The sequence below is a fragment of the Stanieria cyanosphaera PCC 7437 genome, from assembly GCF_000317575.1.
Taxonomy (GTDB): Bacteria; Cyanobacteriota; Cyanobacteriia; order Cyanobacteriales; family Xenococcaceae; genus Stanieria; species Stanieria cyanosphaera.
Window position 1 is genome coordinate 4,151,608 of sequence record NC_019748.1, and the last position, 26,636, is coordinate 4,178,243.

General features: G+C 36.0%; 24 protein-coding genes. 5 read left to right on the forward strand and 19 right to left on the reverse strand.

The window, feature by feature from the left end:
* Nucleotides 1–186: 186 nt before the first annotated feature.
* From tmk to pilM, 8 genes are all read right to left on the reverse strand, one after another.
* Nucleotides 187–831, reverse strand: a complete 645-nt coding sequence (gene tmk / locus STA7437_RS18065; protein WP_015194832.1) for a dTMP kinase — start codon at nucleotides 829–831, stop codon at nucleotides 187–189.
* Between the two features lie 16 nt (nucleotides 832–847).
* Nucleotides 848–2,308: an FAD-dependent oxidoreductase gene (locus STA7437_RS18070; RefSeq protein WP_015194833.1), complete on the reverse strand. Its 1,461-nt coding sequence runs from the start codon at nucleotides 2,306–2,308 to the stop codon at nucleotides 848–850.
* Nucleotides 2,309–2,343: 35 nt separating this feature from the next.
* Nucleotides 2,344–3,459 carry a threonine-phosphate decarboxylase CobD gene (cobD, locus tag STA7437_RS18075; protein WP_015194834.1) on the reverse strand — a complete coding sequence of 372 codons (1,116 nt, stop codon included), beginning with the start codon at nucleotides 3,457–3,459 and terminating at the stop codon, nucleotides 2,344–2,346.
* 19 nt (nucleotides 3,460–3,478) lie between these two features.
* Nucleotides 3,479–3,757, reverse strand: coding sequence for an HU family DNA-binding protein (locus STA7437_RS18080; RefSeq protein WP_015194835.1), 279 nt, complete (start codon nucleotides 3,755–3,757; stop codon nucleotides 3,479–3,481).
* 403 nt (nucleotides 3,758–4,160) lie between these two features.
* Nucleotides 4,161–6,590, reverse strand: coding sequence for a secretin N-terminal domain-containing protein (locus STA7437_RS18085; RefSeq protein WP_015194836.1), 2,430 nt, complete (start codon nucleotides 6,588–6,590; stop codon nucleotides 4,161–4,163).
* A gap of 148 nt (nucleotides 6,591–6,738) precedes the next feature.
* Nucleotides 6,739–7,488: a hypothetical protein gene (locus tag STA7437_RS18090; protein WP_015194837.1), complete on the reverse strand. Its 750-nt coding sequence runs from the start codon at nucleotides 7,486–7,488 to the stop codon at nucleotides 6,739–6,741.
* Nucleotides 7,485–8,234, reverse strand: coding sequence for a PilN domain-containing protein (locus tag STA7437_RS18095; RefSeq protein ID WP_015194838.1), 750 nt, complete (start codon nucleotides 8,232–8,234; stop codon nucleotides 7,485–7,487). Before STA7437_RS18095 ends, STA7437_RS18090 begins: the two co-directional genes overlap by 4 nt.
* Nucleotides 8,235–8,316: 82 nt before the next feature.
* Nucleotides 8,317–9,423, reverse strand: coding sequence for a type IV pilus assembly protein PilM (gene pilM, locus STA7437_RS18100; RefSeq protein WP_015194839.1), 1,107 nt, complete (start codon nucleotides 9,421–9,423; stop codon nucleotides 8,317–8,319).
* A gap of 298 nt (nucleotides 9,424–9,721) precedes the next feature.
* On the opposite strand from pilM, the gene STA7437_RS18105 reads away from it, so the two are divergent.
* On the forward strand, nucleotides 9,722–11,029 hold the full coding sequence (locus tag STA7437_RS18105) for an ABC transporter substrate-binding protein (RefSeq protein ID WP_015194840.1): 1,308 nt from the start codon (nucleotides 9,722–9,724) through the stop codon (nucleotides 11,027–11,029).
* A gap of 92 nt (nucleotides 11,030–11,121) precedes the next feature.
* A complete protein-coding gene (locus tag STA7437_RS18110; protein WP_015194841.1) occupies nucleotides 11,122–11,655 on the forward strand; it encodes a TM2 domain-containing protein in 534 nt (177 codons plus the stop codon).
* Nucleotides 11,656–11,696: 41 nt separating this feature from the next.
* Here the strand turns inward: STA7437_RS18110 and STA7437_RS18115 are convergent, their stop codons facing one another.
* Both STA7437_RS18115 and STA7437_RS18120 read right to left on the reverse strand, forming a co-directional pair.
* Nucleotides 11,697–11,921 carry a hypothetical protein gene (locus STA7437_RS18115; protein ID WP_015194842.1) on the reverse strand — a complete coding sequence of 75 codons (225 nt, stop codon included), beginning with the start codon at nucleotides 11,919–11,921 and terminating at the stop codon, nucleotides 11,697–11,699.
* On the reverse strand, nucleotides 11,911–13,482 hold the full coding sequence (locus tag STA7437_RS18120) for a M48 family metallopeptidase (protein ID WP_015194843.1): 1,572 nt from the start codon (nucleotides 13,480–13,482) through the stop codon (nucleotides 11,911–11,913). The genes STA7437_RS18115 and STA7437_RS18120 overlap by 11 nt, the downstream gene beginning before the upstream one ends.
* Nucleotides 13,483–13,707: 225 nt before the next feature.
* On the opposite strand from STA7437_RS18120, the gene STA7437_RS18125 reads away from it, so the two are divergent.
* Genes STA7437_RS18125 through STA7437_RS18135 form a run of 3 tightly spaced genes read left to right on the forward strand, consistent with a single transcriptional unit; the run spans nucleotide 13,708 to nucleotide 15,564 of the window.
* On the forward strand, nucleotides 13,708–13,887 hold the full coding sequence (locus STA7437_RS18125) for a hypothetical protein (RefSeq protein WP_041619539.1): 180 nt from the start codon (nucleotides 13,708–13,710) through the stop codon (nucleotides 13,885–13,887).
* On the forward strand, nucleotides 13,887–14,969 hold the full coding sequence (locus STA7437_RS18130; RefSeq protein WP_015194845.1) for a DUF3326 domain-containing protein: 1,083 nt from the start codon (nucleotides 13,887–13,889) through the stop codon (nucleotides 14,967–14,969). Before STA7437_RS18125 ends, STA7437_RS18130 begins: the two co-directional genes overlap by 1 nt.
* A gap of 4 nt (nucleotides 14,970–14,973) precedes the next feature.
* Nucleotides 14,974–15,564 (forward strand): CPBP family intramembrane glutamic endopeptidase, encoded by a 591-nt coding sequence (locus STA7437_RS18135; protein WP_015194846.1) that lies wholly within the window; start codon nucleotides 14,974–14,976, stop codon nucleotides 15,562–15,564.
* A 22-nt stretch (nucleotides 15,565–15,586) separates the two neighbouring features.
* Here the strand turns inward: STA7437_RS18135 and STA7437_RS18140 are convergent, their stop codons facing one another.
* From STA7437_RS18140 to STA7437_RS18180, 9 genes are all read right to left on the reverse strand, one after another.
* Nucleotides 15,587–16,936 (reverse strand): S1 family peptidase, encoded by a 1,350-nt coding sequence (locus tag STA7437_RS18140; RefSeq protein WP_015194847.1) that lies wholly within the window; start codon nucleotides 16,934–16,936, stop codon nucleotides 15,587–15,589.
* A 147-nt stretch (nucleotides 16,937–17,083) separates the two neighbouring features.
* Nucleotides 17,084–17,686: a metal-binding protein gene (locus STA7437_RS18145; RefSeq protein WP_015194848.1), complete on the reverse strand. Its 603-nt coding sequence runs from the start codon at nucleotides 17,684–17,686 to the stop codon at nucleotides 17,084–17,086.
* Nucleotides 17,687–17,950: 264 nt separating this feature from the next.
* A complete protein-coding gene (locus STA7437_RS18150; RefSeq protein ID WP_015194849.1) occupies nucleotides 17,951–18,145 on the reverse strand; it encodes a hypothetical protein in 195 nt (64 codons plus the stop codon).
* A gap of 99 nt (nucleotides 18,146–18,244) precedes the next feature.
* Complete coding sequence (locus STA7437_RS18155; protein WP_015194850.1) at nucleotides 18,245–18,841, reverse strand: low-complexity tail membrane protein; 597 nt, start codon at nucleotides 18,839–18,841, stop codon at nucleotides 18,245–18,247.
* A 96-nt stretch (nucleotides 18,842–18,937) separates the two neighbouring features.
* Nucleotides 18,938–21,895 carry a translation initiation factor IF-2 gene (infB, locus tag STA7437_RS18160; protein ID WP_015194851.1) on the reverse strand — a complete coding sequence of 986 codons (2,958 nt, stop codon included), beginning with the start codon at nucleotides 21,893–21,895 and terminating at the stop codon, nucleotides 18,938–18,940.
* Nucleotides 21,896–22,259: 364 nt separating this feature from the next.
* Nucleotides 22,260–22,523 carry a YlxR family protein gene (locus tag STA7437_RS18165; RefSeq protein ID WP_015194852.1) on the reverse strand — a complete coding sequence of 88 codons (264 nt, stop codon included), beginning with the start codon at nucleotides 22,521–22,523 and terminating at the stop codon, nucleotides 22,260–22,262.
* Nucleotides 22,524–22,614: 91 nt separating this feature from the next.
* On the reverse strand, nucleotides 22,615–23,934 hold the full coding sequence (gene nusA / locus STA7437_RS18170) for a transcription termination factor NusA (RefSeq protein ID WP_015194853.1): 1,320 nt from the start codon (nucleotides 23,932–23,934) through the stop codon (nucleotides 22,615–22,617).
* Between the two features lie 176 nt (nucleotides 23,935–24,110).
* Nucleotides 24,111–24,572, reverse strand: a complete 462-nt coding sequence (rimP, locus tag STA7437_RS18175; protein WP_015194854.1) for a ribosome maturation factor RimP — start codon at nucleotides 24,570–24,572, stop codon at nucleotides 24,111–24,113.
* 366 nt (nucleotides 24,573–24,938) lie between these two features.
* Nucleotides 24,939–26,453, reverse strand: coding sequence for a hypothetical protein (locus STA7437_RS18180; RefSeq protein ID WP_015194855.1), 1,515 nt, complete (start codon nucleotides 26,451–26,453; stop codon nucleotides 24,939–24,941).
* Between the last annotated feature and the right edge of the window lie 183 nt (nucleotides 26,454–26,636).

The window sequence follows — 26,636 nt, forward strand, 5'->3', positions numbered from 1 at the left end:
TGTCCTGATGTTTTTTTGTACTGCTATAGCTCTAACTCAACCTATCTTTTTTTGTCCATTATCTCAAGTTTTTGTTTGATCAACTTTAAATTATTTATTTTTCTCTTACCTATTTTCTATCTTAACTATCTAATTAATTTTGCACGAGTAATTAATACTAACCCTATGATTAAGCAATTTTATATTTCAGTTTAATGTATTTTTAAAACTAAAGTTTAATCTAATAAATTCAATAATTTGTTGATGAATTGTTTCTATACTTTTAGTTCCTTCAATCACCAATAACTTATCTTGGTAATCAGCAAAAATCTTTTGATAATTAGTTTTAACTTGAGTTAGTTTATTTTCGGTTTCATAGATTTCTTGTAAAGAACGTTCTTGTAATCTTTTTAACGAAACTTCAATAGGTAAATCAATATAAATAACTAAATCAGGATTAGGAAATTTATAATTTAATCTACTAACGAATTCAAATTGTTCTGGAGTTTGACAATTATAAACAAGAGAAGAAAAATAATATCTAGTACTAATAACGTGAAATCCTTGTTCGATTAGTTTGAAAACACCATCGACTTCATTGTATAAATGATCGTGACGATCAGCAGCAAACAAATATGCCATTTGTTCATCAAATAATCTGCGATCGCTTGTAAAAAAAATTCGTTTTTTTAAAGTATCTCTAATTAAATTACCAATTGGACCAGCAGAAGGTTCGGGACTAATTACTGCTTTGTCTCCTTGACTCTGAAAATACTTTTTTAATAGTTCTGCTTGAGTTGAAGTACCAGAACCATCTATTCCTTCCAAAACAATAAAGAGTTGATTATTCATAAATAGATTAATTTAATTATCTCCGTCGCCAATTAAACCATGTTTCTAAAAGATTTAAACTTTTTTTACTGCGAGCTAATTTTTGTTGATAAAAAGCATTGGCAGCTTGGTCAAGGATTTCAGCAAAACTAGGATAGACATAAGGTATATTAATCTGTAACAAACCACAAATACTATTATGATTTAGTTTAATTTTGTTTTTAATCATTAAAGCGATCGCATTAATTAATTCTACTGCTTGATGACCAATAATCGCACAGCCAATAATTTCTCCTTGGGGACCAACTATTAATTTTAAAAATCCAGTGGTTTCTCCTAAAAGTTGAGCTTGAGCGACACTTTTAAAGTATTGTTTAATTACATATAGATCGTGACCATAAACTTGACGAGCTTGAATTTCTGTCATTCCAACTCTGGCTAAATTTGGTTCAGTAAAAATAGCCCAAGGCAGAGGATGATAGTTAACTTGAAACCAAGGAAAAAATAAAGCATTTTTTAAAATAATATTTGCTTCATACTGAGCGAGATTTGGTAAACTATAACCACCAATTAGATCACCACAAGCATAAATTTGATGATTAGTTGTTTGGAGATAGTTATTAACAAGAATACGGTGTGATTGATACTTAACTCCAACTCCCGCTAAGTTTAAACCGTCAATATTAGGAATTCTTTTCCCTGCCCAGATAATTTCATCAGCTTCAATCGCATAACTACCAGCTTGCAACCATTTTTTCTGCCCAATTTTTTTTATTTGAGTAACAGGAGAATTCGTAATAATTTTTACTTGGGCTGCTTCTAAATGAGCCTGGATTAATAAAGCTACATCTAAATCTTCTTGAGGTAAAAGACGCTCTTTTTCAATAATTAAAGTAATATTTTTGCCCAGCTTTGCTAAACTTTGAACAACTTCTAAAGTACGAAAGGAATCACCGATTACTACTAAGTCTTTGGCTAAGAAAGCTAAATCTTTTTGATTTAAAAGTTCATTAATAGTCAAGAAATTAACTTCTTCTTTTCCTTCAATTGATTTTACTTCCCAATCAGAACCAGTTGTAATTAAATAAGCACGAGATTCTAATTTTCTTTTACCAACAATTAAAGCTTGGTTTGGTAATCGACAAAACTCTCCTTGCTCAAAAATTACATCTACTCCTAAACTTGCCAACGTAGTCAAAGATTGTTCTGCAATTAAATTTTCCTCAACTTCTTCGCCCCACAGTTTAGCTGCTAAAAGACTATTTTTAGGAACAGATAAAATATCATCGGCAATACCAAAACGATTTTCTTGACGTTGTTGTACTAAATAACTTATTTGAGTCAAACTATGACGAATAAATCTTTCTGAATCTTGACAAGATCCTGTTTTATTTTGAGTTACTAAAGCAACACGGGCTTTAAGTTTAGCAGCAGTAGCAGCAGCATAAATTCCTTCCCAACTACTACCAATTACCACCAGATCATAATCTACTGCCATTATCTTTCAGGAATTAAAGGTACTAAATAAATATCCTAATTAAAATTGGCAATTACCTGCTTTAAAGCTTGAATTAGATTTTGATTTTCTGGTGACGAACGAACTGCAATACGAAAATAGCGATCGCGAAGTTCGGGAAAACTCAAACAGTCTCTAATTAAAATTTGATAATTTTTTAATAATTTTTCTTGCAATTGAGAACTAGGAATGTTTGTTTCTACTAGTAAAAAATTAACTGCGCTTGGTAAGGGTTGTAATTGAGGAATCTTGTTTAACCCTTCAAATAATTCTGCCCTAGCTGCAGGTAACCAACGCCAAGTTTGTTGTTGAAAATCGACATCTTGAATAATTGCTTTGGCTGCACATTCAGCTAAAATATTGACTGACCAAGGATCGCGCCAAGTTTGCCAGCGTTGTAATCTTTGAGGATGAGCGATCGCATAACCAATTCTTAAACCAGGTAAACTGTAAAACTTAGTTAAGGAACGTAAAATCACTAAATTGGGATAATCCTTAACCAAACTAATTAAACTCTGATCTTTCTCTGGCGGTAAAAAATCCATAAATGCCTCATCAATTACCACCAAAGCAAATCGGTCTAATAAAGGCACAATTTCTTCCCTGCGCCACAGTTTTCCCGTTGGATTATGCGGATTGTTTAACAATAATCCTGATGGTTGATTGGTAGGGGCAAATTGCCCATTTGTAGGGGCGATTCGCGAATCGCCCCTACAGGGTAATGCGTTCGATAAATCCCCATCCCAAGAATCAAATAAACAACAAGAGAATACCTTAGTATCAAAAGCCAAAAGCGATCGCTTGTAATCCCCAAACGCAGGAGTAATTAAATAAGTAACAGATAAATCAGCTAATTCTCGACTAGCCCAAGTAAGCAACTCTGCCGAACCATTACCAGGAAGCACATAATCTGGCTCAATTTGATGATAATCAGCCAAAATTGCTCTTAATTCAGCATAATCTGGATTGGGATAGCTTTTTAATAAATTAAGACCTTGTTGAATTGCTGCCAGCGCACTCTGAGGAGGGCCCAGAGGATTAATACTGGCAGAAAAATCTACAATGGAAAAAGCCGGACAGCCCGCGATCGCTGCTGCCCAAGCTAAATTTCCACCATGTCGAGGTCTTGCCAAAATTTAAATAACTTTACAGTTATTTAGGGGAAACCATATCTTTGAACAATTTGCCAGGAGAGAAAGCAGGGACGTTAGTTTCAGGGATTGACATTTTTTCGCCAGTTTTAGGATTACGTCCTTCTCTTTCTTTACGGTGACGACGTTCAAAAGAACCAAAACCAACCAAAGTGACTTTATCGCCCTCAGAAACAGCTTCCATAATTGTTTCAATCGCAGCAGTTAAAACTGCATCAGCTTGTTTTTTAGTAACGGTTGCTTTTTGAGAGATGCGATCGACTAATTCACCTTTATTCATACAAAATCTCCTTTTGATGTGTTTTTGTAGGTAATTAATTTGTGCCTGAGTTTTAATAATTCAGACTTTGACAAGAAATGAACATCTTGTATCCAAGGTCATTCTGAATTTTTGGCAGTTCCTTCGCTAAGGGCGGAAGTTAGACTTCATGAAGAATTTAAAGAATCTCTTCATTAGTTTCAGATGACAGATACAAGAACCGAGTAAAATTAACCAGCCCAAATAGTAGTATTTAAGGATACAAAACCCTACAATACCGATAGGCTGTAATTTTCACTGCCTTATTCTACGCCTTACTTGTCCAATATGGATCGCTGAAACTGTTAATTTATATAGATTTCAACAATTTTTCCAATTTCAGTAACAAAATACTTACAATTGACAAGCAATTTCTCAAGAGAATTTAAGGGCTATTAGGCAGTGTAAACCCTCTCTGTTGAAGCATTTCACGCGCTTCTTGTCCTGGTCTGTAATTGTAACCAAAGCCAGCCTGTTCATCAACCACTTGGGGAGTTAGTAAAACAATTACTTCTGCCCGTTCATTAGTTTTGTTTGTACTTCTAAACAAAGAACCAAGCAAAGGGATATCTCCTAAAATAGGGACTTTAGAAACAGTAGTTCGTTCCTGGTCTTGAATGATACCCGATAAAATCAGGGTTTGACCATCTCTGAGACGAATTAATCCAGAACTGACTTCGCGTTTACTCAATAAATTCAGTACATTAGTCGCACCACCACCGCTATCAAATTCCTGAGTTTGCCCAACAGAAGTGACGCTAGGGCTAACCGAAAGACCAACAAAGCCATTATCATCAATTCTTTCCACATTAACAGTAAGAACTAAACCAGCTTCAGCTATTACTGGCGTAATAGTTCTTGTCCCACTCTCGGCATCTATTTCTGTTTCGACACTTTCAACCACATTTTGAGCGAGTTTAACGGTTGCTTGCTGTCCCTCTTGTACCATCAAGGTAGGATCGGTTAGTACCTTAGCATTACCACTGGTAATTTGGGCTTCTAAAGAAGCTAGGAATTTTTTGGGAAATTGGAAGAGACTAGGAAGAGAATATTCATACTCAACTGTTCCGTCTTCTATATTAGGGGTGATATCTGAAACTCCAGGTTGAAAAGGATTATTTCTAGTACCAAAATTAGGACGAGCATAAGGGGATACACTATTAACAAAGTCATTTAAACCTGTAGTGATATTACTAAAAGGAGCATTTTGAATATCCAAGAAAGAATCTAATTCTGCTCCTGGTACTTGCAAAGGTATTACACTAGGGAAGAATTGGCTATTAGTAACCTGCGCGGTATTTGGTGGTTTAGTATCGCCAAAATTCATAATAGCTGACCCTTGATCCTGCACGAAAAAGGTGTCATTAATTCCAAAGGAAAAACTGCTATTAAATAAATCTTCGTTCAGTAAATTAACATCAATTACTTTGACATTAACTGCTACCTGACGACGACGAGCATCTAATTGAGTTAAAAAAGCTGTAGCGGTTTCTACTTTACGAGGTTCCCCGACTATAGTGATTGAGTTAAGACGGTCATCAGTAGCAACTTGTAATCCTTTAAGTAATTGAGGAGAAGTATTATCAACTTCTGCTTCTCTACCTCCAGCTGCACCTTGTAGACTTTGTAATTGGGCTGGTTTTTCTTTTCTTTGGACGACTCTGCCTGTATCTTGGTCGATTACTTCTTCTATTTCCGTAGTTAATCTTTGTCCTTCTGCTCCTTGACTCGCTAAAAATAAAGCTGCATTTTCAGCACGAACTTGGTTTAACCTAATCGTACGACTGACAAGATTTCGTGCTTGGGCTGGCAATTTTTCACCGACATAGATAATATTGCCTTGACGATTAGCATTTAACCCAGAAATTAAGAGGACAGAATTAAATACTTCTTGAACAGGTTGATTTTCTAAATCTAGAGAAACAGTTTGTTCTTTAGTTTCTCCTTCTCCAGCAGCTTGAGCTTGTGTACCTTGAGCAAAAACTACATTTAAACCCGCCGAACGAGCGAGCAAAGATAATACTTCCCTAACAGGTGCATCTCGTAAAACTAAACGAGGAACTAGAGCCGATGAACCTAAATCGATTAGATCGGGATTAGTATTGATATTAGACACAGCCATATCCCCGACAGGAGGAGCAACTGCTCTTGGTAAATAAGCTGGTTCTGAGGGCGAAGTAGTTTCATTTTGTTGGTTATTCTTCTCACCTTCACCGATGATAATTTCTGGATTGGGAACTAATACATTAGGATTAGAATTAGAAGTATTAGGTGGAGGAGTATAAGTTTTTTCTTCTACATTTGTAGGTATCTGTGCAGTAATAAATTCCCTAGCATAATTAAATTTTTCTGTGACAAGTTGAGTAAGAGAATTTGATTTACTTTCTGCTTTCTTTCCTTGAGCTTCTGCTAATAGACTAAGAATAATTTCTTGTCCTTGTTGTTGTAGTAATTGTTCTACAGGAAAATTAGGTTTTGTTGCTATAGAAATTTGGGTATGTTCCCCATCTATTTGTTTAATTTCTAAAGAGGATACTCCAGGAAATGGATTCTTTTTACTAAAACTTTTACCTTGAAGTAAGTTTAAATCAGTATTAAGGAGGTTGGCTTCTAATTTATTTTTCTGATTAACAGTAAAAAAAGATAAGTTTTTAGTTTGTTTACCGTCAGTATGAAGTCTTAATTCGATGCCATGCTCAAGAGAATTTACTTCTACTTTAGCAATCTGATTATTAGCAGCTTGCGACGATTGTGCTGCCAAAATAGTTAAGGCTGTACCAGTTAAAAATAGAATTTGATTGTAATAATTACTCACGATTTACTCCTCACCCAATTTTGCTATTTGACATTATATTTATAAAAAATATGTCTACTGTTAATGCAAGAAAATACAAAGTTATCAGAAAAAATATCTTGATTGTTTATTTAGAGAAACAAATGAAATTGCTAATCACTTTATTTGATTAATTAGCTTCTTCAGTTTTTCCTTCTTCTGCTGGAGGTTGCATTTGTGCTAATTCTTCAGAGCTTAAAGGTAAAATTGCATCAAGTTTAATTTCAGTTGATAAAATTGGCTGTTTTTTCTGAACTGATTCTGATTGATTAATAGAAATAAATACACCAGGAGCTTCTTTGATTTTTGAGCTATAACTTTGCACTACTAATAAGGGTTGTAATCGTTCTAAATCTCTAAGAATTGATTTGGTTTGGTTGTAAGTTCCTTCGAGGCTTAAAGCAATACCTTGACGTTTTAATTTACCATTTACTTCATTACCTAAAGAACCATCTTGAATGGGAACAGGATCACCTTCGGGTTGATAATTAAGTAATTTGCCTTGATTAGCAGCAATAAAACTATTAATATCTAACAACAAAGTATCCAAATCTTTTTGGTTAGTAAATAGAGAAGTAACTTGTAATTTAACCGCTTGTTTACTCGCTAAATCTGCTTGAAGTTGGGCAATTTGCTGTTGAATATCTCCATTTTTAATTTGATCTAATTGACCTTGTTTTTCTTGATGTTGAGTTTTAACTTGTTCGTAGCCTTCTTTAAAAGGTACAACTTTATTCATATAAATATAACCACCTCCAACAATCCCTAAAACGGCTAAAGCAACACCACTAACTACTGGAGTAAAAGTAATTCCAAAAGCTGTCGGGTAATCTTCTTTGCCTTTTCCTTCTTCTAAAAGAAAATCATCGGTAAATGTCATTTTAAAATAGCTCCTTTATTCTCAAGAGTTTTTAGACGAGTTACTAAACCAACAGCACCTTTATTATTAAACTCGCGGATCATTTGAGAAGCTGGTGTATTGCTTAATTGCGTAGTAATTGAATATTTAACTCCTTGAGGAAATTGAACGATCAAGTCTTCGGGAATTTCTGCTTGATTTTCAATACTGACCTCTAAATCAGCTAAATTAGCTCCTGTAAGTTTAATGTTTTTACTATTAAAAAAAGGAGAACGTTGAAGAAACAAAACGAAATCATTAACGTCGTTATAAGAACGAGCAATACCACTAACAACTAATTGAGTATTATCAATTGAACCACTTTGTTGAATGGTATCAACTTGTACCCCTGGAGGAATGCGATCGCTTACTTCTTGTAAAATCGCTGACCAAGGTCGAATCTTTTCAAACACACTAATTAATGCTTGGGTTTCTTGTTCTACACCAGTGATTTGTTGTTGGATTTGATCTAGTTGTTGATTTTGATTTTGAAGACTACTAATTTCTCCATCAATACTTTGAATTTGTTGCTCTAATTCCGCTTTTTGAGTCTCTAAATTTTTCAGATAACCAAAAGCTGCACCAGGGAAAGCCACTAGAGCAATTAATCCAAAAACTAAAGGTAGTTGTTTAACAAAAGATGGTTTTGCTTTTGGGGATTTAACTTCAGCTTCCGAAGTCTTATTTAAACCTCGGTCTTTCAGAAAATTAACATCTAAACTATACATAAATGATTCAACAAAATTAAATTAATTGATAAATAGAGACAATAGATAATAGTGAGTTGGTAACTGGTAACTGGTTAACTGATTACGCTTCCCTCATACCCAAACCCAAAACCACTCCTAAACCAGGACGTTTAATTAATGGAATCTCCTGATTTACTTCTAAAGCTAAAGCTGCAATTGGATCGATTTGCATAGTAGGTAAATTTAATCGCTGGGTAAAAAACTCATCAATTTCACCAATTCCAGCACCTGGTCCTGCTAAAAGAATTTGAGCAACTTCTAGTTCTTCGCTTTGATTTAAATAAAAATTGATCGAACGACCAATTTCATCAATTAATTCGCCTAAAACTTTCAGTAAAGCTGCCATTCCTGGATTCATTTGTAACATTCCCGTATCACCTCCTGTATCCATTGGCGTAGTGATCAAACTCATATCTTGCAAAACATCCATATCTCGGGTAACAGGCAAACCCATTGCTTGAGAAAGCGCAGTTCGCATCTGGTACATCCCAAGGGGTACAGTCCGAGAAAATTGTGGTATTCCCTCTACAATAATGGCGATTTCTGTACTATCAAATTCGATATCTACCAAAACAACTGCTTCTTTAGAACCAAATTGCCTTAGTTGTTCACGAATCGTTCTAATTAACGCAAAACTATTAATTTCTAAAATATCTATTTGTAAATCTGCTTGCTGAAAAATATCAAGATAAAGATCGGTAACTTCTTTTCTCGTTGCTACCAACAAAACATTAACTTTTTCAATGCCATCTTCATCCATAAAATAGCCTAGCTTTTGATAATCTAGATCTACTTCTTCCCTTGGATAAGGTAAATACATCCCAGCTTCATGAACCAATACCATTTCTTTTAATTCTTGTTCGTCTAGTTCAGCAGGAATAGGAATAATTCTAATAATTGCCTCGCGCATTGGTACTGCTGTGGCTATTTGTTTGGTATTGATTTTGTGTTGTTTAAAGGTTTCTTTGATCACCTCCGACAAACTCAATGAATCAACAATTACACCATCTTCAAATATTCCTTCTGGCATCTCTGTGGAAATATTTTTAAGCAGTTTGTAGCGTTGTTTGTGTTTGGTAATTTGTGCAATATTAATTTGTTGAGGATTAATTTCTAATCCAATACCGAGAGATTTTTTGGCAAATATACTAGTTAAATTATTTAACATAATTTTTGTCCAATAATTTTATTGGGATAAATTGCAAAATAACAAAATTTAAATATCATAACTACACTCTCAATTTAGTTTAAAAAATAATTAATTTTGAATAAATTACATATTTTTTTTACTTATTAGCCTTTGATTTAATGCATTTTACTTTTATGTTCGTCATTGTAGCTGCTAAAATAACTTTTACAGATAAGTGGTTTTACTGAAAAATTATTGAGTAAATTAAGTTAACCTAGTTATAATTACGCAAGTACTACTTTGGCTCAAGCAAAAATTATATTTTTACCGAAAATTAATGTCGATGTTCAGTAATTTATCTACAAAAAAATTTAGTTTATGGTTAATAATCGGCTTGTTATTAAGCTGGTTGTTAAGTTGTAGTCCTAAGCCTTCAAATTCTAATGAACTAGAATTTTGGACAATGCAATTACAACCGCAGTTTACCGAGTATTTTACTCAGCTAAATAATAAATTTGAGACTAATAATCAAACTGTAAAAGTTAATTGGGTAGATATTCCTTGGTCAGCAATGGAAAGTAAGATTTTAACTGCTATTTCTAGTAAAACTGCCCCCGATCTAGTTAATTTAAATCCTAATTTTGCTTCGCAATTAGCAACACGTAATGCTTGGTTAAACTTAGATGAAGTAGTTCCACCGAACGTTAAGAAAAGTTACTTACCTAAAATCTGGCAAGCAAGTACAATTGAAACTTGTCAAGAAAATAATTGTAGTGAAACTTCCTTTGGTATTCCTTGGTATTTAACGACACGAATTACTATTTATAATCAAGATTTGTTAAGTAAAGCGGGACGAAAACAACCACCGACAACCTATGAAGAATTAGCTCAAGTTGCACGACAAATCAAAGATAAAACAGGAAAATATGCTTTGTTTATGACTTTTGTGCCTGAAGATTCAGGTGAAGTTTTAGAATCTTTAGTACAGATGGGAGTAAATTTAGTAGACGAGCAAGGTAAGGCTGCTTTTAATACGCCTGCTGGGGTAGCTGCTTTTCGTTATTGGGTAGATTTGTATCAACAAGGATTATTACCGCCAGAAGTTTTAACTCAGGGACATCGGCACGGTATTGAACTTTATCAAGCAGGAGAAACTGCCTTATTATCTTCTGGTGCTGAATTTTTAAATGCGATCGCAACTAATGCCCCAACAATTGCCCAAGTATCTGCTGCTGCACCCCAAATTACAGGAAAAACAGGCAAAAAAAATGTTGCGGTGATGAATCTGGTTATTCCTCGCGATACTGATAAACCAGAAGAAGCTTTAAAATATGCTTTGTATGTTACCAATACAGAAAATCAATTAGCTTTTGCCAAACAAGCCAATGTTCTTCCTTCGACAGAAGAAGCTGTGAAACAATATATTCAGGAGTTATCCTCGCAACAAACTAATAATTCCGTAGAACAAGCTAAAAAAGTTAGTGCGATGCAATTGAAAGATGCTGAAGTTCTCATTCCTGCGATGAAAAATATTAAATTATTGCAACAATCTATTTATGAAAATTTACAAGCAGCAATGTTGAAAGAAAAAACTGTTGAACAAGCGGTTGAGGATGCAGCAGCCCAATGGAATCAACAACAGTAAATTAGTTGAGAAAAATCAGAAAAAATTGTTGATAACCTAGGACTTTGCTTACAATGAAAAGGACAAGATAATTTCATTTGTTTGCCGTGCCAATGAACGATCAGAAACAGGATGTCAATTTGGGTGTAGCTTACCTTTTGTGGGGTTTATGCGTTTTTGGTGTTTGTGGAATCCATCGTTTTTACTTAGGTAGAATTGGCACAGGTCTACTTTATCTTTTTACTTTTGGTTTGTTTGGTTTTGGTCAAGTAATCGACTTATTTCTAATTCCTGACATGGCACAGGAAAGAAACCGTTTTTTATTAGAAAAATTGAGGACAGAAAGGCTATTAAAATTTGCAGACCGCGGTGAAGAAATTATCAGAAGAAAAACCGCTCAATTATTAAATCAAGTTCAAAAAAACTTAGAAACAGCCCCAAAACCTCAACCATCCGATCCAATGTTGATCTTATTAAAGGCCGCTGCTGCTCATAATAATGTTTTGTCGATGGGTCAAGCTATGATCGCTACAGAATTATCAGCCGATACAGTAGAAAGATTATTAAAACAAGCATTAAAACAAGGAATTGCTCATATTGATAACGACCCAGAAACAGGGGCTGTTCGATATCATTTCGATCTTTAAAACTTGACTTAAACTTGATTAGTTACTGGAGGAAAAATTGCTCAATTTTCCTTTTTTTGGTTTCTAGCAATTAATTTAGAACCGATTAAATAAATCGCGATCGCGCTTAATTGAACTCCCATTAATAAGGAGTAAATAATCAAAATTGCACTGAGACTATGAGCAGATTTTAGAGAAATTAATAATGCTCCAAAAGTAGTATAAGGTAACAAACGAATCCAAGTACGATGGAGGGGTCTTCCTGTGTTTGATAATTTAATATTCATCCTCACGTTGCCTTTCTTTATATTCTTCAGTTTGTTGATATTGGTGCCATAATTGAGCAACTTTTTGACTAATTTTTTGGTGTTTGGCTACTCCTTCATAAGCATAACGATTTAAATTATTTTTGATAATCAAATTTTCCAAATCACTAATTCTATCTTTACTTTGAGGATGGGTAGATAACCAAGCAGGAGGTTCGGGTTGTTTTTCTTTAGCAACCTCTTGATCTAACTTAACCATTAAATTCCGAACTCCGTCAGCAGCGTAACCAGCATTGACTAACATTTTTGTGCCAAAAGTATCTGCTTGTCTTTCCATATCTCGACTGTAATTAAGTACAATCAGGTTTCCTGTTAAACCACCAACATAAGGAATGTATTGAACGACATTAGAAGTGAAACTACCGCGAGAAACTAATTGAAAACCGTGAGAAAGAACAGCATGGGCAATTTCGTGGGCAAGTAAACCAGCTAATTCAGCTTCTGATTCAGTTTTCATGATTGTCCCTGCATTAATAAAAATTTTTCCTCCAGGCAAAGCAAAAGCATTAATTTGATCGTCCATTACGACATAAAATTCATAATCAAATTCATTTCTTCCCGAAACAGCAGCAACTTTTTGACCAACATTTCTGACATAATTTAATACTTCTTGGTCTTGAACCATTGGTAGATATTTTTGAGCTTGTTTAGCTGTACTCTCGCCAACAGCACTTTCACCTCTTAGTAACATAATAGTCGTTTCTAAAGCAGAAATTGGTCCAAATAAATTACCTGTTAAAGCATAACCAACTGCCCCAGTAATCAAGCTACCAATCGCATTTTCTCTCAGTTGTCCACGTAGATGACTTTGAAAATTTTCTAGATATTGATCTGCTAATTGAGTAAATTCTGCTGCTTCTGGGTGTTGTGGATTAAATAAAGCAAATTGACGGGCAGTAATTGAAGCATCTAACCAATTTTTATCAGCTAAATCTGCTGCAATTTTAACTCTTAATAATTGAGGTTCATTAGGATATTGACTAATTGCTGCTTCTAAAACTTTTAAAGCTTCTTCTGTTTTAGCTTGTTTTTGCAAAGCTGTTGCGTAATGAATATGACCTGGAATAAATTCTGGTTGTTTTTCTACCAGTAGTTGTAAAGGCACAACAATTTTACTAACTAAATTTTGTTTTAATCCTGATTGATAAGTTCGCCAATAAACTGCACCTGCGGGACTTAATTTTTCAGTTTCATAAAATGGTTTGGCGATTTTGGTTTGACGAGTCAGATTTTTTTCGATTTCCCAAGGTTGTTTGACTTCGCGATATAATTTTTCGGCAGCAGTTTTTTTACCATCTAAATAAAGTTGATCGGCTGTAGCTAATTTTAGATAACGGATAATTTGTTCAGAAGTAGGTTGTTTTGTTTCTGATTCTGATTGGTTTGGAGTCTTGTTAGTCTCTGATTCTGTTTCCGAAGGTTTTTTAGTAATTTCTGGAGAGTTTATTATTTGAGCAAAACTAGTCTGACTAGTAGATAAAACAATTAAGCTAATTGTCAATAAACTTGTTAACAATTTCATAAAAATAAAAAAATATTCAATAAAATATTGGAGGAAATTGACTTTACAAAAATTATGAAATAAACCATTAAAACTTGTCTGTGACTTCTTGCAGTTAAATAGGTGTAAATAAAAGTAATCAATAACGAGTAGTGCAACTTACTTTTATTGTACAATTTGGTTTTTAGAACTATCAAAAACTTAGATTATTAATTCATAGCAAATCGCTTGACTTTATTTTTAACCATGACTACTCACTTTATTACTGCTGAAATTAACCTAGAAGAAAACCCCGTTACCTTACCACAACAAATAGAAGCCGAATTAAGTAAACATGGTGAGCCTCTACGCTGGGCAATTACTCAAGTAGACCAACAACAACAAATAGCGCAGATTGAAGCAATTGTAACTACTGAGGAAGTCTAGTGAGTCATCCCTATACAGCGGTGCTAATTGTTCCTACGGGAGTAGGGGCTGCGATTGGAGGTTATGCAGGAGATGCTTTACCTGTAGCAAGAGCTATGGCTCAAGTTTGTGATCGCGTTCTGACTCATCCTAATGTCCTGAATGGCGCACAATTGTATTGGTCGATGGACAATACTTATTATGTCGAAGGTTATGGCTTGGATCGGTTTGCTGCTTCTAATTGGGGATTGCAACCTGTCCACCAAAATCGCATAGGATTGTTGCTAGATCGAGGAATTGAGACAGAATTACGCCTGCGTCATCTTCAGGCAGCCGATGCAACTAGAGCAACTTTGGGACTAAATCTAACTGATTACGTAGTCACTGATGCGCCTCTAGAAGTTCAATTACGCACCGCTGCTTCGGGAGCAAGTTGGGGAACGATTGGCAATCCAGCCAGTTTGTTACGAGGAGCAGAAAAACTAATTCGTCAGGCAGGAGCAAATGCGATCGCAGTTGTAGCTCGATTTCCTGATGAGCAAGAAAGTTTAGCTTTAAATAATTATCGTCATGGCGCAGGAGTAGACCCCTTAGCAGGAGCAGAAGCCGTTATTTCTCATTTATTAGTACGTCAGTTTCAAATTCCCGCAGCCCACGCACCTGCTTTAAATCCTTTACCTTTAGAACCTAATTTATCCCCCCGTGCAGCAGCCGAAGAATTGGGTTATACTTTTCTGCCTTGTGTTTTAGTAGGATTATCACGCGCACCTCAATTTGTCACTCCTCAAAAGTCAACTTCAGCACGAACATCACCAGCCCTAGAAGTTTCTGCAACAATCTGGGCAAATCAAGTAGATACGGTAATCGTACCTGCTAGTGCTTGTGGTGGTAGTGCTATACTCAGTTTTAGTGGCACGTCAACTCAAATTATTGCTGTAGAAGAAAATACTACTCAAATGCAAGTTCCTCCTGAACCATTGGGAATCAAAGCAATTAGAGTAAACTCTTATTTAGAGGCTTTAGGGATTGTAGTAGCCCATCGTGCTGGTATTAATGCCGATGCCCTCCGTCCTTCGTTATCATCTCTTCGTTGTTTAGCTTAAATCAGTGGCAAATTATAATAATTCAGAAATCGAACCTCTCAGCCGTACCCAGATTTTAGTAGTGATGGGTGTTACTGCGGTGATTTTGTTAGGCGTAGCTAAAATATGGCAAAGGTTGGGTTCTGTAAAACTTTTACCTGTAATCTTCGACCTCAATGCCTTAATTTGGGGTATCGGTATGGCAGCAGGTATTACTGTTGCTAGTAGTATGATTTATTGGCTTTGGCCTGCTTATCGTCAAAGTGCCGATATTTATTTGGAATTAGTCATTAAACCGTTAGTTTTACCTGATTTAATTTGGTTAGGTCTTCTTCCTGGTTTAAGTGAAGAATTATTATTTCGAGGCGTAATGTTACCTGCCTTGGGGTTAAATTTAGCTGCTGTAATTATCTCTAGTTTATTATTTGGAGTTCTTCATCTAAGTGGTGCTGGACAGTGGCCTTATGTAGTATGGGCAACAATAGTAGGTTTTGCTTTAGGCTACAGTGCCTTATTTACAGGTAATTTATTAATCCCAATTATTGCCCATATTACTACTAACTTAGTTTCCAGTGTTTTGTGGAAAATAACTCATCCTCAAACAAGCCAAGAATAGACAACACCTTACGTCTCTACTATTATTTTTGGCAAGATTCTCCTAACAGAAGAAAACGACAGCCCGCCGAAGGTTCGTCTCTAATCATATTTTTGATCGAAAAACCTTCGTAAATATCTTCAACTACATCTTGTTTGTCATTAAGATCGTAACTGCCAGCTAAATCTTGATTGGGGTCAAAATCTAATGTGCCACTAGCATTATTATTCGTTTTGACTGGAGTTAAAGCAGCTTTAATTGTTGCAGAAGAAGGTGGTTGATAGTTAAAAGGTAATTCTATCTCTAAAGGATTCCATAAATTTAAAAAGTTATTTAAATTCTGTCCACTACTAAACCTAGTGTGTAGAGTTGGTGGATCGTATTTAACTGCATCTGAAACGGTTTTTGCTAAGTCTTCTGACTCAAAACTAGCCGATTCAAAATTTGAAATCGAACAGTATTGTTGAACTATTTTACCTTTATCTGCCGAACCGCGTCCGTGAACTCCGATGACATAACCATTGCTATCAAACACAGGTCCTCCACTCATGCCAGGACGAGTTTGATCGAAATAAAAAAGACTGTAACCATTTTCTCCTTGTTGAGGTTGAATTTTTCTGGTAATTGGAGTCCAAGCTAAACGTCTTTGTCGACGAGCAACTTTTCCTCGACATTCTCCTGTAACTGGATCTTGTTCTTTTTCTGGATCTGGCCAACCAGAAATATAAATTCGTTCTTCAATTTGAACATTATCTACATTACCTAGTGAGGCAACAGGATAATTGCGATCGCTTCTAAAACTAACTACGGCTAAATCAGGCCCTGCTACTCTAGTAGGAATTGCTAGAGAATAGCAACCAAAACGCAGCAACCTACTAACAGGATTGGGTTGATCGTCCAACGGACAATCTCTGCGATCGCTAATATTATCAACCTGATGTACTAGTCCATCATTCGTCCGAATGCCGTAGACATAATTTGCGTCTAAGTCGTTTTGTTTAAAGTTGTGGGTAACGGTTAAAACGTAATAAGTATTGTCGTTTTTGGCAATAATTACTCCAGAACCAGGATTCCAAACTCCATCAGGATTACTTTCTCTGGCTATAGGATTGTTGCGATTAGCTTCTAATTCTTTGACTAATTCAGGTGTTAATCCAGGTGCAATTAAAACTGTAGTTTGTCTAGCGATTGAGTTGATTTCTTCGAGAGATAATTCTGCTGAGGCTGGAGCAATGATTAAACTGTTTAAAAACAGTATGCCTAAAATTTGATAAATAAGATTAATTTTTTTTAATTTTACTGAAGATGAATTAAGAAATCTAAAACAAGATTTGCCTAAATTGTTTTGTGGTTTTTTGTGGTTAATCGCTTTAGATTTATTGTTGGAAAACATAGGAAAAATTTAGTTTTTTTATATTCTTTTTTGATTGATCATAACTTAAATCGTATTTTGAATTTAATATTTTTTTACAAAAACTTGAGTTTAACCAAAATTGAGAATATTTTTAAATAATAGTAATTCTCGCCACAGATAAAGAACCTAATTTCTGTCTTTTACCTTCTGCCTTCTGCTTCTTGCTTTCTCTTTCCTTTGAGGTTTCTTTAGCCCAGGTGGCACACTTTTAATTTTTAATTGGTTCTTTTGACGGTTTTTCCAATGGGAATGACACCAATCACTCAAAGAATGACTCATTGCTCCTAATTCCAAACCGATCACACCAGCAATGATTTCTGCTAAATATTTGTGCAAACTTAATTGAATTGCTTGTCTAGCTACTTGTTGCCAGTTCCACTCAAAACCCCAAATTAATTGAAGAATTGCTACTACAAAAATAGCAAGCAATAAACAAAATATTAATAAATAAATTAATCTAACAACTGTACCAATAATGAAGCCATGAGAAAAAAAACTTCGATGACGGAATAAATAGCGATAAGGTAACCAAAGCGAACGAAATAACCCCCAACGTTTAAACTGGATCGAATATATATCTAAATCTGGACCAAACATCAATCCGCTAAACAGGAATGATCCAGCAAGAATAAGCGTTAATTCACCATTGCGAGTTAAACAAAAAGAAATACCAGCAAGCCAAGGTAAACTCCAAAGAGTGATGCGATCGTGGGTCTGACCAGAAGGCATAGTATGATTAAATTAATTTTTTAATGTAGCAACCCATCGTACTAAATTTTGTTAAAACACACCATTTATAGCAGTTCTTATTTTTTTGAAATCACCCTAAGATACTGGTTGATGGTTATTAGTAAAGTAAAAAGTAAAAAACTGGTAACTGGTCACTGGTAACTGATAACTGAAAAAATTGTTTTAGTTGCCTAAAAACACTAAATGCCCTCTTGACAGGGCAAAATCTAGTTATGGGGATTTTTGGTTTGCGTTTCAAAATAACTAATAAGCTAAGGTAGCTAAAGTTTCTTTCAAATAACGACGTACTTGTAAATCTAAACTTTCTTGAGTTTCTACTGATTGTTCTGTTAACCAACGTTGGAAACCAGAACTTCTAGCGATCGCTTGCTTTAAACTCAACCAAATTTCTTGGTCTTGCTCAAATTGGTTTGGCGAGGCAATTATTGAATTTCCCATTAATACCTTTTGTATTTAATTGATCTTTATATCTTTAAGATAGCTTAACTCTCCAAGTCATGAATGATACTTATTACACCAATTAAGATTTTTTTCCTACTATCCTAATTGTTCTTTCGCTAAAATTGAATCAATCCAAAAACCAGGAATAGTAAATTCTCTGGCAATTTGATCGGAGGGTAATGGCTCTGTAGCAGCTAAAGAAGCTTGATTACTCAACAAAATTCTTAAAACACTAACTGGCACTTGTAAAAACAAATTACTAGCTAGTAAACTAACTGCAGCAATAATTAATCCAATTAAATGCCACCCTTGAGACCAGGGATTAATTGGGATGAGTAAAGGAGCAAAGCTGTCTAAAAACCACAATATCAAAATCATCATTATTGCAGTAATTATACTAACAATACGATGCGATCGAGTTTTAAATTGAGCTAAAATTTGTCTTTGTTCTGAGCTTAATTGCTCTGGTTTGACAGAAAACAATAAAATACTAAAAATATCAAAGGGACGAACTAGCTGCATCCATAGTATAGGTAAAATTCCTACCACAGCTAGCAATAATAATTCTAACCAAAACCACAATAGGGGAGTGCCAATCGATAAGCCTAGCCAGACTATTTCAAGCCATAATGGCACAAGAACAATACCTGTGAGATGAATCCACAAAAAAGGTTCTGAACGAAAAGAAGACATTTTTTTAATTAATTAAACACACTTGAGATTAATTGCAGTTGTTCAAAAAATAGAGGGCGAAACTTAGTTCGCCCCAAAAAGTTTTGTCGATTTTAATTAATTAACAGAAAGAGTACGACGCTTAAAGACCATTTCGTAAGCTTCGATAATATCTCCTTCTTGCCAATCATTAAACTTAGATGAGCCAATACCACATTCATAACCAGCATTGACTTCTTTAGCATCCTCTTTGACTCGTTTGAGAGAGTCCATGACACCTGTGTAAATCACCGCATTGCCACGTCTTACTCTCATTTGAGCATTACGAACCATCTTACCCGATTGGACGTAACAACCAGCAACTGTTCCGCGACCGACAGGGAAGACGGCTCTAACTTGTGCCTGACCAAGAGGTTCTTCCACTTCTTCAGGATCGAGCAGACCTTCCATTGCGCCCTGAATATCATCAAGTAGTTTGTAAATGATATTGTACTGACGAATATCTACTCCTTCACGGTCAGCAGCTTGGCGCGAACCACTGGCTAAAGTAGTGTTAAAACCAATAATTACTGCACCACTAGCAGCAGCTAAGTCAACATCTGTTTCGGTTACTTCTCCTGGCGCAGCTAAGAGAATCCGAAGTTGTACTTCATTTTGAGGCAACTGTTGCAGAGAACCAAGAATTGCTTCAACAGAACCATGAACGTCTGCTTTGAGAATTAAATTAAGCTCTTTAAGTTCTCCTTCTTGAGCTTGAGCCGATAAACTACTAAGAGTAATTCTTCGAGAAGACATAGCCTGCTGAAGACGAGAATCTCTTTGTTGTTCTGCCCTTGCTTCTGCTACTACCCGAGCTTCTTTTTCAGTAGGATAGACATCAAATTCGTCTCCTGCTTCTGGAACATCGTTAAGTCCTAAAACTTCTACGGCAAAAGAAGGAGTAGCTGCTTCAACTTTATTTCCGCGATCGCCGACCATTGCCCGAATTTTGCCAAAGACAGAACCAGCGACGATATTATCTCCAACTCGGAGAGTTCCATTTTGAACTAATAAAGTAGCTACAGGACCTCTAGCACGATCAAGATTAGATTCAATCACCGTTCCTTTGGCAAGACGGTCAGGATTAGCGGATAATTCTTCGATTTCTGCAACTAACAGAATCATTTCCAAAAGATTATCCAGATTTTCGCCTTTTAGCGCGCTAACTGGTACCATAATCGTGTCGCCACCCCAATCTTCTGCAACTAATCCTAGTTCAGTTAACTCTTGTTTAATTCGCTCAGGATTAGATTCTGGTTTATCAATTTTGTTGATTGCGACAATAATAGGTACTTCTGCTGCTTTAGCGTGACTAATTGCCTCTCTAGTTTGAGGCTGTACCCCATCATCTGCTGCCACGACTAAAATAGCAATGTCAGTTACTCGTGTACCTCTTGCTCTCATGGCTGTGAAAGCTTCGTGTCCTGGAGTATCAAGGAAAACAATTTGCTGTTGGTTGCCGTTGTGTTCGATATCAACGTGATAGGCACCAATATGTTGGGTAATACCGCCAGCTTCTCCCTGAGCAACTTTACTTTGTCTAATCGAATCAAGTAAAGTCGTTTTACCGTGGTCAACGTGTCCCATGATGGTAACTACAGGAGGACGAGTTTGAAGATTATCGAGGTCAGCAGCGTCTAACATTTCGGTTTCTTTGGCTGCTGCTGATTTAATCTCTGGAGTTTCTACTTTGACTCCTAATTCTTCTGCTACAGCACGAGCAGTTTCTAATTCCAAAGATTGGGTAATATTAACTGCAATTCCCTTAAAGAAAAGACTTTTAATAATATCTGTTTCTGGGGTATTGAGTAGGTCAGCTAATTCACGAACAGTAAGGTTATGAGAAAGTACGACAGATTCTGGTGGCCCTGTTACAACAGCGCGATCGCGCTTGTCTACTTTAGCAGCTTTTTCCGTTTTTTGGGTTGGTTTTTTAACTTTATTAGCTGTAGCAGCAACTGGCTGTTTTTCTAAAGATTTGGGTCTAGCAGGACGAGCCGTAGCCAAACTTACGGCTGTAGATATCAATGAGCTATCTAATTCTGTATCAAAATCATCATCATCATCATCAACTAAAGGCTTAGGACGACGCTTGGCTTTATTGGCTGTTTTTGCTTTGCCAGCCTTAGCTGAATCAAGACTTTCTTCCTCTTCTTCTTCTTCCCAATCGGCTGTTTTTCCTTTGCGAGGTAAATCTGGTCGTTTTAATTTGAGTTTTTTCTCTTTTTTAACACCTGAATCCAAATCAAATTCTTCAGTTTCTTCAGCTACTTCTTCATCAACTGCTGTTACCGCAACTTCTTCTTTGATCTCATCAACTGGTTTAGGCGGTTGAGGTCGTTGTAATTTAGGTAGTGAAGGTTGCGATTTGATTTTGGCTTTAGCTTTGTTAACAGTTTTTTCTGGTGTAGCTACTTTCAACTCTGGCGAAGCTATTTCTTCTTCTGGAGCAACAGGTTTGCTAGAGGCTTGTTTTTGGGCATCTCTAGCTGGAGCTTTAACTAACTGAGGTCTTGATGGAGGACTAACTAGTTTGGGTTTAGCTGCTGTTGGTCTTTCTACCACGGTCTTTTCTACTGATTCTGCTGGAGAGTTTGTTTCTAAAGTTGGTTTAGGAGGTTGTTTCAGTTGAGATTGAGTAGGGTTAGATGATGATAAAGATGTTGGTGGATTAGAAGATTTAGCTTGTGGTTTAGCTAGTAATTTTGGTGGCTCTGCTAAAACAGAATTAGATTCTTTTCTAGAGGATTGAGAGGCAGAATAAGGCAGGTTTTGCTTGTGATGAATTGCCAGAATTTGTTGTTTAAGTTTATCTTTGGCTCGTTCGTCTCCTTCATGAGCGACAGACTCATTGACTGTCTTCTCAGGAACATATTTTGTTGCAGCAGTCCTAACTCGTTCAGCTTGAGATTCCGTAATTGTACTACTATGGCTCTTAACAGCTATATTTAGCTTTTCGCAGAGGTCTTTGATATCTTTGTTATCCAAATTCAATTCTTTTGATAGTTCGTATATTCTGACTTTTCCGTTGTTCATCCACTACGCCCCTTAATACCTTAATATCGATTAACTGGGTTATTCCCTAATAATTTGTCTGTGTATGTGGTCTTTCATGTTGCCGTTTGGTTATTGATAAATGTTTTATAACTACGACGGTTGGTGAGGTACTTACCCCGCCAGAGACTGATTAAGCGTTCAAGTCTACCCTTTAATTCCTGTGTTGTCTTCAGGAGTTCAGGATTTAGGCTTATCTGCTTTGTTTAATGTTATGTTGTAATTTAGTTGAAGGCTAACAATACCCCCTATCGATCTATTTTAAGGAAAAATACAGAAGTGTTTTTTAGCTTTTTAGTTTAAGTTAGAAAAATTAGTTGTCAAGGTTAGCGAGCGAACAACTCACTCACTTATTTTGACATTTTGTTTTCAAGCATTGAGCTAAACTTCGATAAATTTCTTCTGGAATATTAGCTCGTAAAGAACGCCCTAAACGATTTTTGTGACGAGCTTTTAATAAACAATCCTCCTCAGGACACAAATATGCTGAACGTCCCATTCCTTCTTCTAGTTTAATTTGGTGAGAGGGATATATTCTAACAATCCGCAGAAATGAATTTTTTGGAGCTATTTTTCGACAACTAAGACAACGTCGATAGTTTGGTTGCATGAAAAAAATGAACTAATTGATTGAGATGGAAATGGGATTGAGCTTAATTAGCAGGCAATTGATAGATTTGCCCGCCTACAAACTAAAGCTTTTATTCCGAATAAGATTGTGAGGAGCGGTCCCCGCCCTCGAAGGGCAAGGGGTCGTCTGGCGAATTTAGTTCGCCAGCTTGTGAACCCCGCGGAGCTTGTACGCTCCGTAATTCTTCTAATTCGGTTTCTGTTTCGGGATCGACAATTGGTTCAGATGTCATCACAACACCATCATTTTCTTCTTTATATTTAGCAAGATCTTTGATATCAATTTTCCATCCAGTTAAACGAGCAGCTAGACGAACATTTTGACCTTCTTTGCCAATTGCTAAACTAAGTTGGTCTTCGGCTACTAAGACTAAAGATTGTTTTTCCTCAGCATCAATAAGTAAAACTTTGTCAACTCTGGCAGGACTAAGAGAATTAGCAATATAAGTTGCAGGATCTGGAGACCAGCGAATTACGTCAATTTTTTCTCCTCGTAATTCATTAACTACGGCTTGGATACGAGAACCTCTAGCACCGATACAAGCTCCTACTGGGTCTACATCTCTTTCTAGGGTATCTACCGCTATTTTGGTGCGAACACCTACATGACGAGAAGGGGGATGAGCTTCACGAGCAACTGCTACAATTCTGACGATTTCTTCTTCGATTTCTGGTACTTCGTTGCTAAATAATTCTACTACTAAGCCAGCAGCAGATCTAGAAACAATTAACTGAGGTCCTCGATGGGGAGTTTCTCGAACTTTTTTCAAATAAACTTTGAAAGTAGTATTAGAACGATAAGTATCGTTAACTAATTGTTCTCGTTTTGGTAATTCGGCTTCAACTTCAGGTTGTCCGACTCCACTGCTGACTGCCATAATAACGGACTGTCTTTCAAACCGTAGTACTCGTGCTTGCAAAAGAGTGTTTTCTAAGTCTTTAAACTCTTCCTGAACTAACTTTCGTTGTTGGTCTCTTAGTTTTTGTAGCAGTACTTGTTTTGTTTGAATTGCTGCCATGCGACCAAAGTCTTTTTGTTCAGGAGTAACATCAACTAAAACGGTATCTCCTACCTGAAATTCTGAATCTCCTAATTGTTCTTTAACTTCTTTTAAAGGAATTTCGTGGTCGTTGCTCGAAACCTCTTCGACAATGGTTTTGGTTGTGAGAATTCTAAAACCTTCTTCTTCAATATCTAGCTGGACGTTGAAATTATCAAAGTATTCCTCGCTAAACTGATGACGGTCTAAACTTTGAGCGCGACGAAACCTTTCATAGCCTTTAAGGAGAGCTTCTCTCAATGCTTCTTGGACTGAGGTTTGGGGTAGATTGTGTCGTTGGCTGATTTGTTCAATCATATCCCTCAGACCAGGTAAATTTACTATGGTCATAGGCATCACTCCTAAAATTTTGCTTAACTATATGATTAATAGAGATTGAGAACTGTTTTTTGTATTGATGAAGTTTGGCAATTACCATCAAAGGTAATGCTCACTACTCAGGAATTGTCACCTAGAATTTGATTTAGTGAATTCTGTACCGTCCTTAGAGGCAAAATACCGATGATTTAATCAGTGTCATCGAGTTGAACTTTGGCAATTAAGTGGCGAGGGATAGCTAAAGCTTTTCCTTTTTGATTGATATAAACTGCTTGCTCGTCACGTCCTTGAAGTTTACCTTGCCACTCCTTACGTTCTTTATAAGGAGTAAAGGTTTTCACAATAACCGAAAATCCCTTAAAAGAGATAAACTCTCTGTCTGTGGTTAATGTACGAGAAATACCAGGGCTAGATATTTCCAATACATAAGAACCAGGAATAATTTCTGTTGTATCGAGTGTTGCTTCTAATGCCAAACTCATGCGTTCGCAGTCATCAAGGCTAGTATCCGCACTCAGATTGCGAACATCTATTCTCAGTACTGGTGGTTTTTTATTGGTTTGAAAAACTATGTCTACCAATTCTAAGTTTAACTCTTGGGCAAGGGGTGTTGCCAATTCTGCTATTTGAGAAACAAGAGGATGGGTCATTGTCTGCAAACAATCGTCAGTAGTTTTAATGCTTTAGCTAAGAGATTGAAAATTTTTCCAATAAAAAAAGCGGGGTAAACCCACTCTCAATCTACTTAGATGCTAAGGTAGGTGGAAAGAAGTTTTTTAGGACAATTCTTCCCAAAATTTATCTTATCAACAATTGAGGTTAATTGCCTAGGAAAGATTGGTGGGTTAATTCGCTTCGCTCGAACTGAGTCCTGAGCGAAGCGAAGGAACTGAAGGATCAAAGTAAAAAAGCACAAGGCAAGAGGTTTTAAACCTATTACCTAATTACTTCCTAACAACTGATGTAGAGATATGTCGGCGACACGTCTCTACTGGTAACTGATAGCTGGTAACTGGTCACTGTTGATGGTGATGGGCGATTTGGCGAATTGAGCGAGTTTGTTCGAGAATCGCCTCAATATCTTCATGCGAAAGACGCTCAACATAATTAATTTTAATTTCTTCTAATAAATCAATCAGCAGCAGTTCTATTTTGACGATGCTTTGTTTGGCTTTGATTTCTGAGGAGAAGGATTGAGTTAGATTGGTTAAGAGACTTTCGAGTAATTGATTAAATTTTTCATCTTCTTCTAAGATGGCTTGAAAGGCATCAGAGAAAATTTGATAAGTTTGTTGTACTAATTGTTGAGTTAAATTAACGATTGTGCGATCGCTTCCTGGTAAAAAACGAATTCCTTGATAAGCTGGAGTTTGTTTGAGAACTTTTTCGATACTGTATTGAAGTAAGGCTTCGGCTTCTGGTCTAATTTTGGGTAAAACTTGATAAACAAGCAGTTGAGAGAGTATTTTGACTATTTCTGCGGTTTCGTTCGTGTTGTTGATATCTATATAGGGATTATTTTGGTGTTGAGATAATAATTTGGTAATTTCTCCTTGACGAATCGAGGTTTGAATTTGATTAATTATCCGAATCACTACTATTTCCGTTACATCTTCAGCAATAGAAGCAACTACACCTTGACTTATTTGTCTTTGAACAGTGTGAAGATCAATTAGTTGAGCTTGATTGAGACGAATTGTTACAGGAATAATGCGTAACCATCGCCAAAAAGGAAGCAGAAACAGGACATCGTACCAACGCCACAGCATTGCATCGAGCCAGCTAATTCCTGTACGACTGCGACTAATATACCAAGTACGAGCTAAAAATTCTAAACCAAAAATAAGCCCAAACGGAAAATCAATTAAGCCAAAGTTATCAATATATCTTCCATTTTCACCGATATAACGATAATAGTTACTAGCAATTAAAGGTCTAATTTGTTGGTCAAAAAAGATTAATTCTAATTGAGCTTTTGCTTGATTTTGAAGATAGTTAGGACTCCAGAATTGCCAGAATGATTGTTTAGCGGATCTAGCTTGATTGGGAAGATGTTCGCGCATTCTATTTTTGATTCGCTCCAAAGTTCCTATTTTATTTGCTTCGGCAAACGGATTGGTTTGGATCATTTCCAGACTTTGACGACGTAAATCTCCTAAAATTGTGGTGACTTCAGGAGAATTAATTTCATTATTTAAAATAACTTGTTTTAATTGATCTACCTTTTCTAAATATTGTTCGGTTTCGCGATTAGGAATTATTCCTTTAAACTGGTCGTATTGAGTAATAAATTTAGAAAAATTTTCATTAATAAAATCTACTTTAATTCCCTGTAATTCAACATAGCCAAATTTAAGGTTACCAAGAGTAACTTGTCCATCGAACCAAAAATCACGGAGGGGAACATAGGTTAAATTGAAGATTACTAAAATAAAATTAATTGCTGCTAGGAGAGCCATAATCTTTTCAAACCAAAGTTTGGCAGGATTTTTTTTGACTCTAATTGCGGGATTTTTTCTGACAATAGTCATTATGTTAGAATTTGCGGTCTCATCAGTCACCTCTTAAAATTTTCGTATATTTCAGTGACAAAAATTAACTAAATTATTCTAGGTAAACACACAAATCAATTTCAAATCAAAACTAATAGCTTTTGTTTCTTCCTGAATAATGTGAAGAACTACTGCCTTAACTCAACCAAAGTTTTGGAGAGA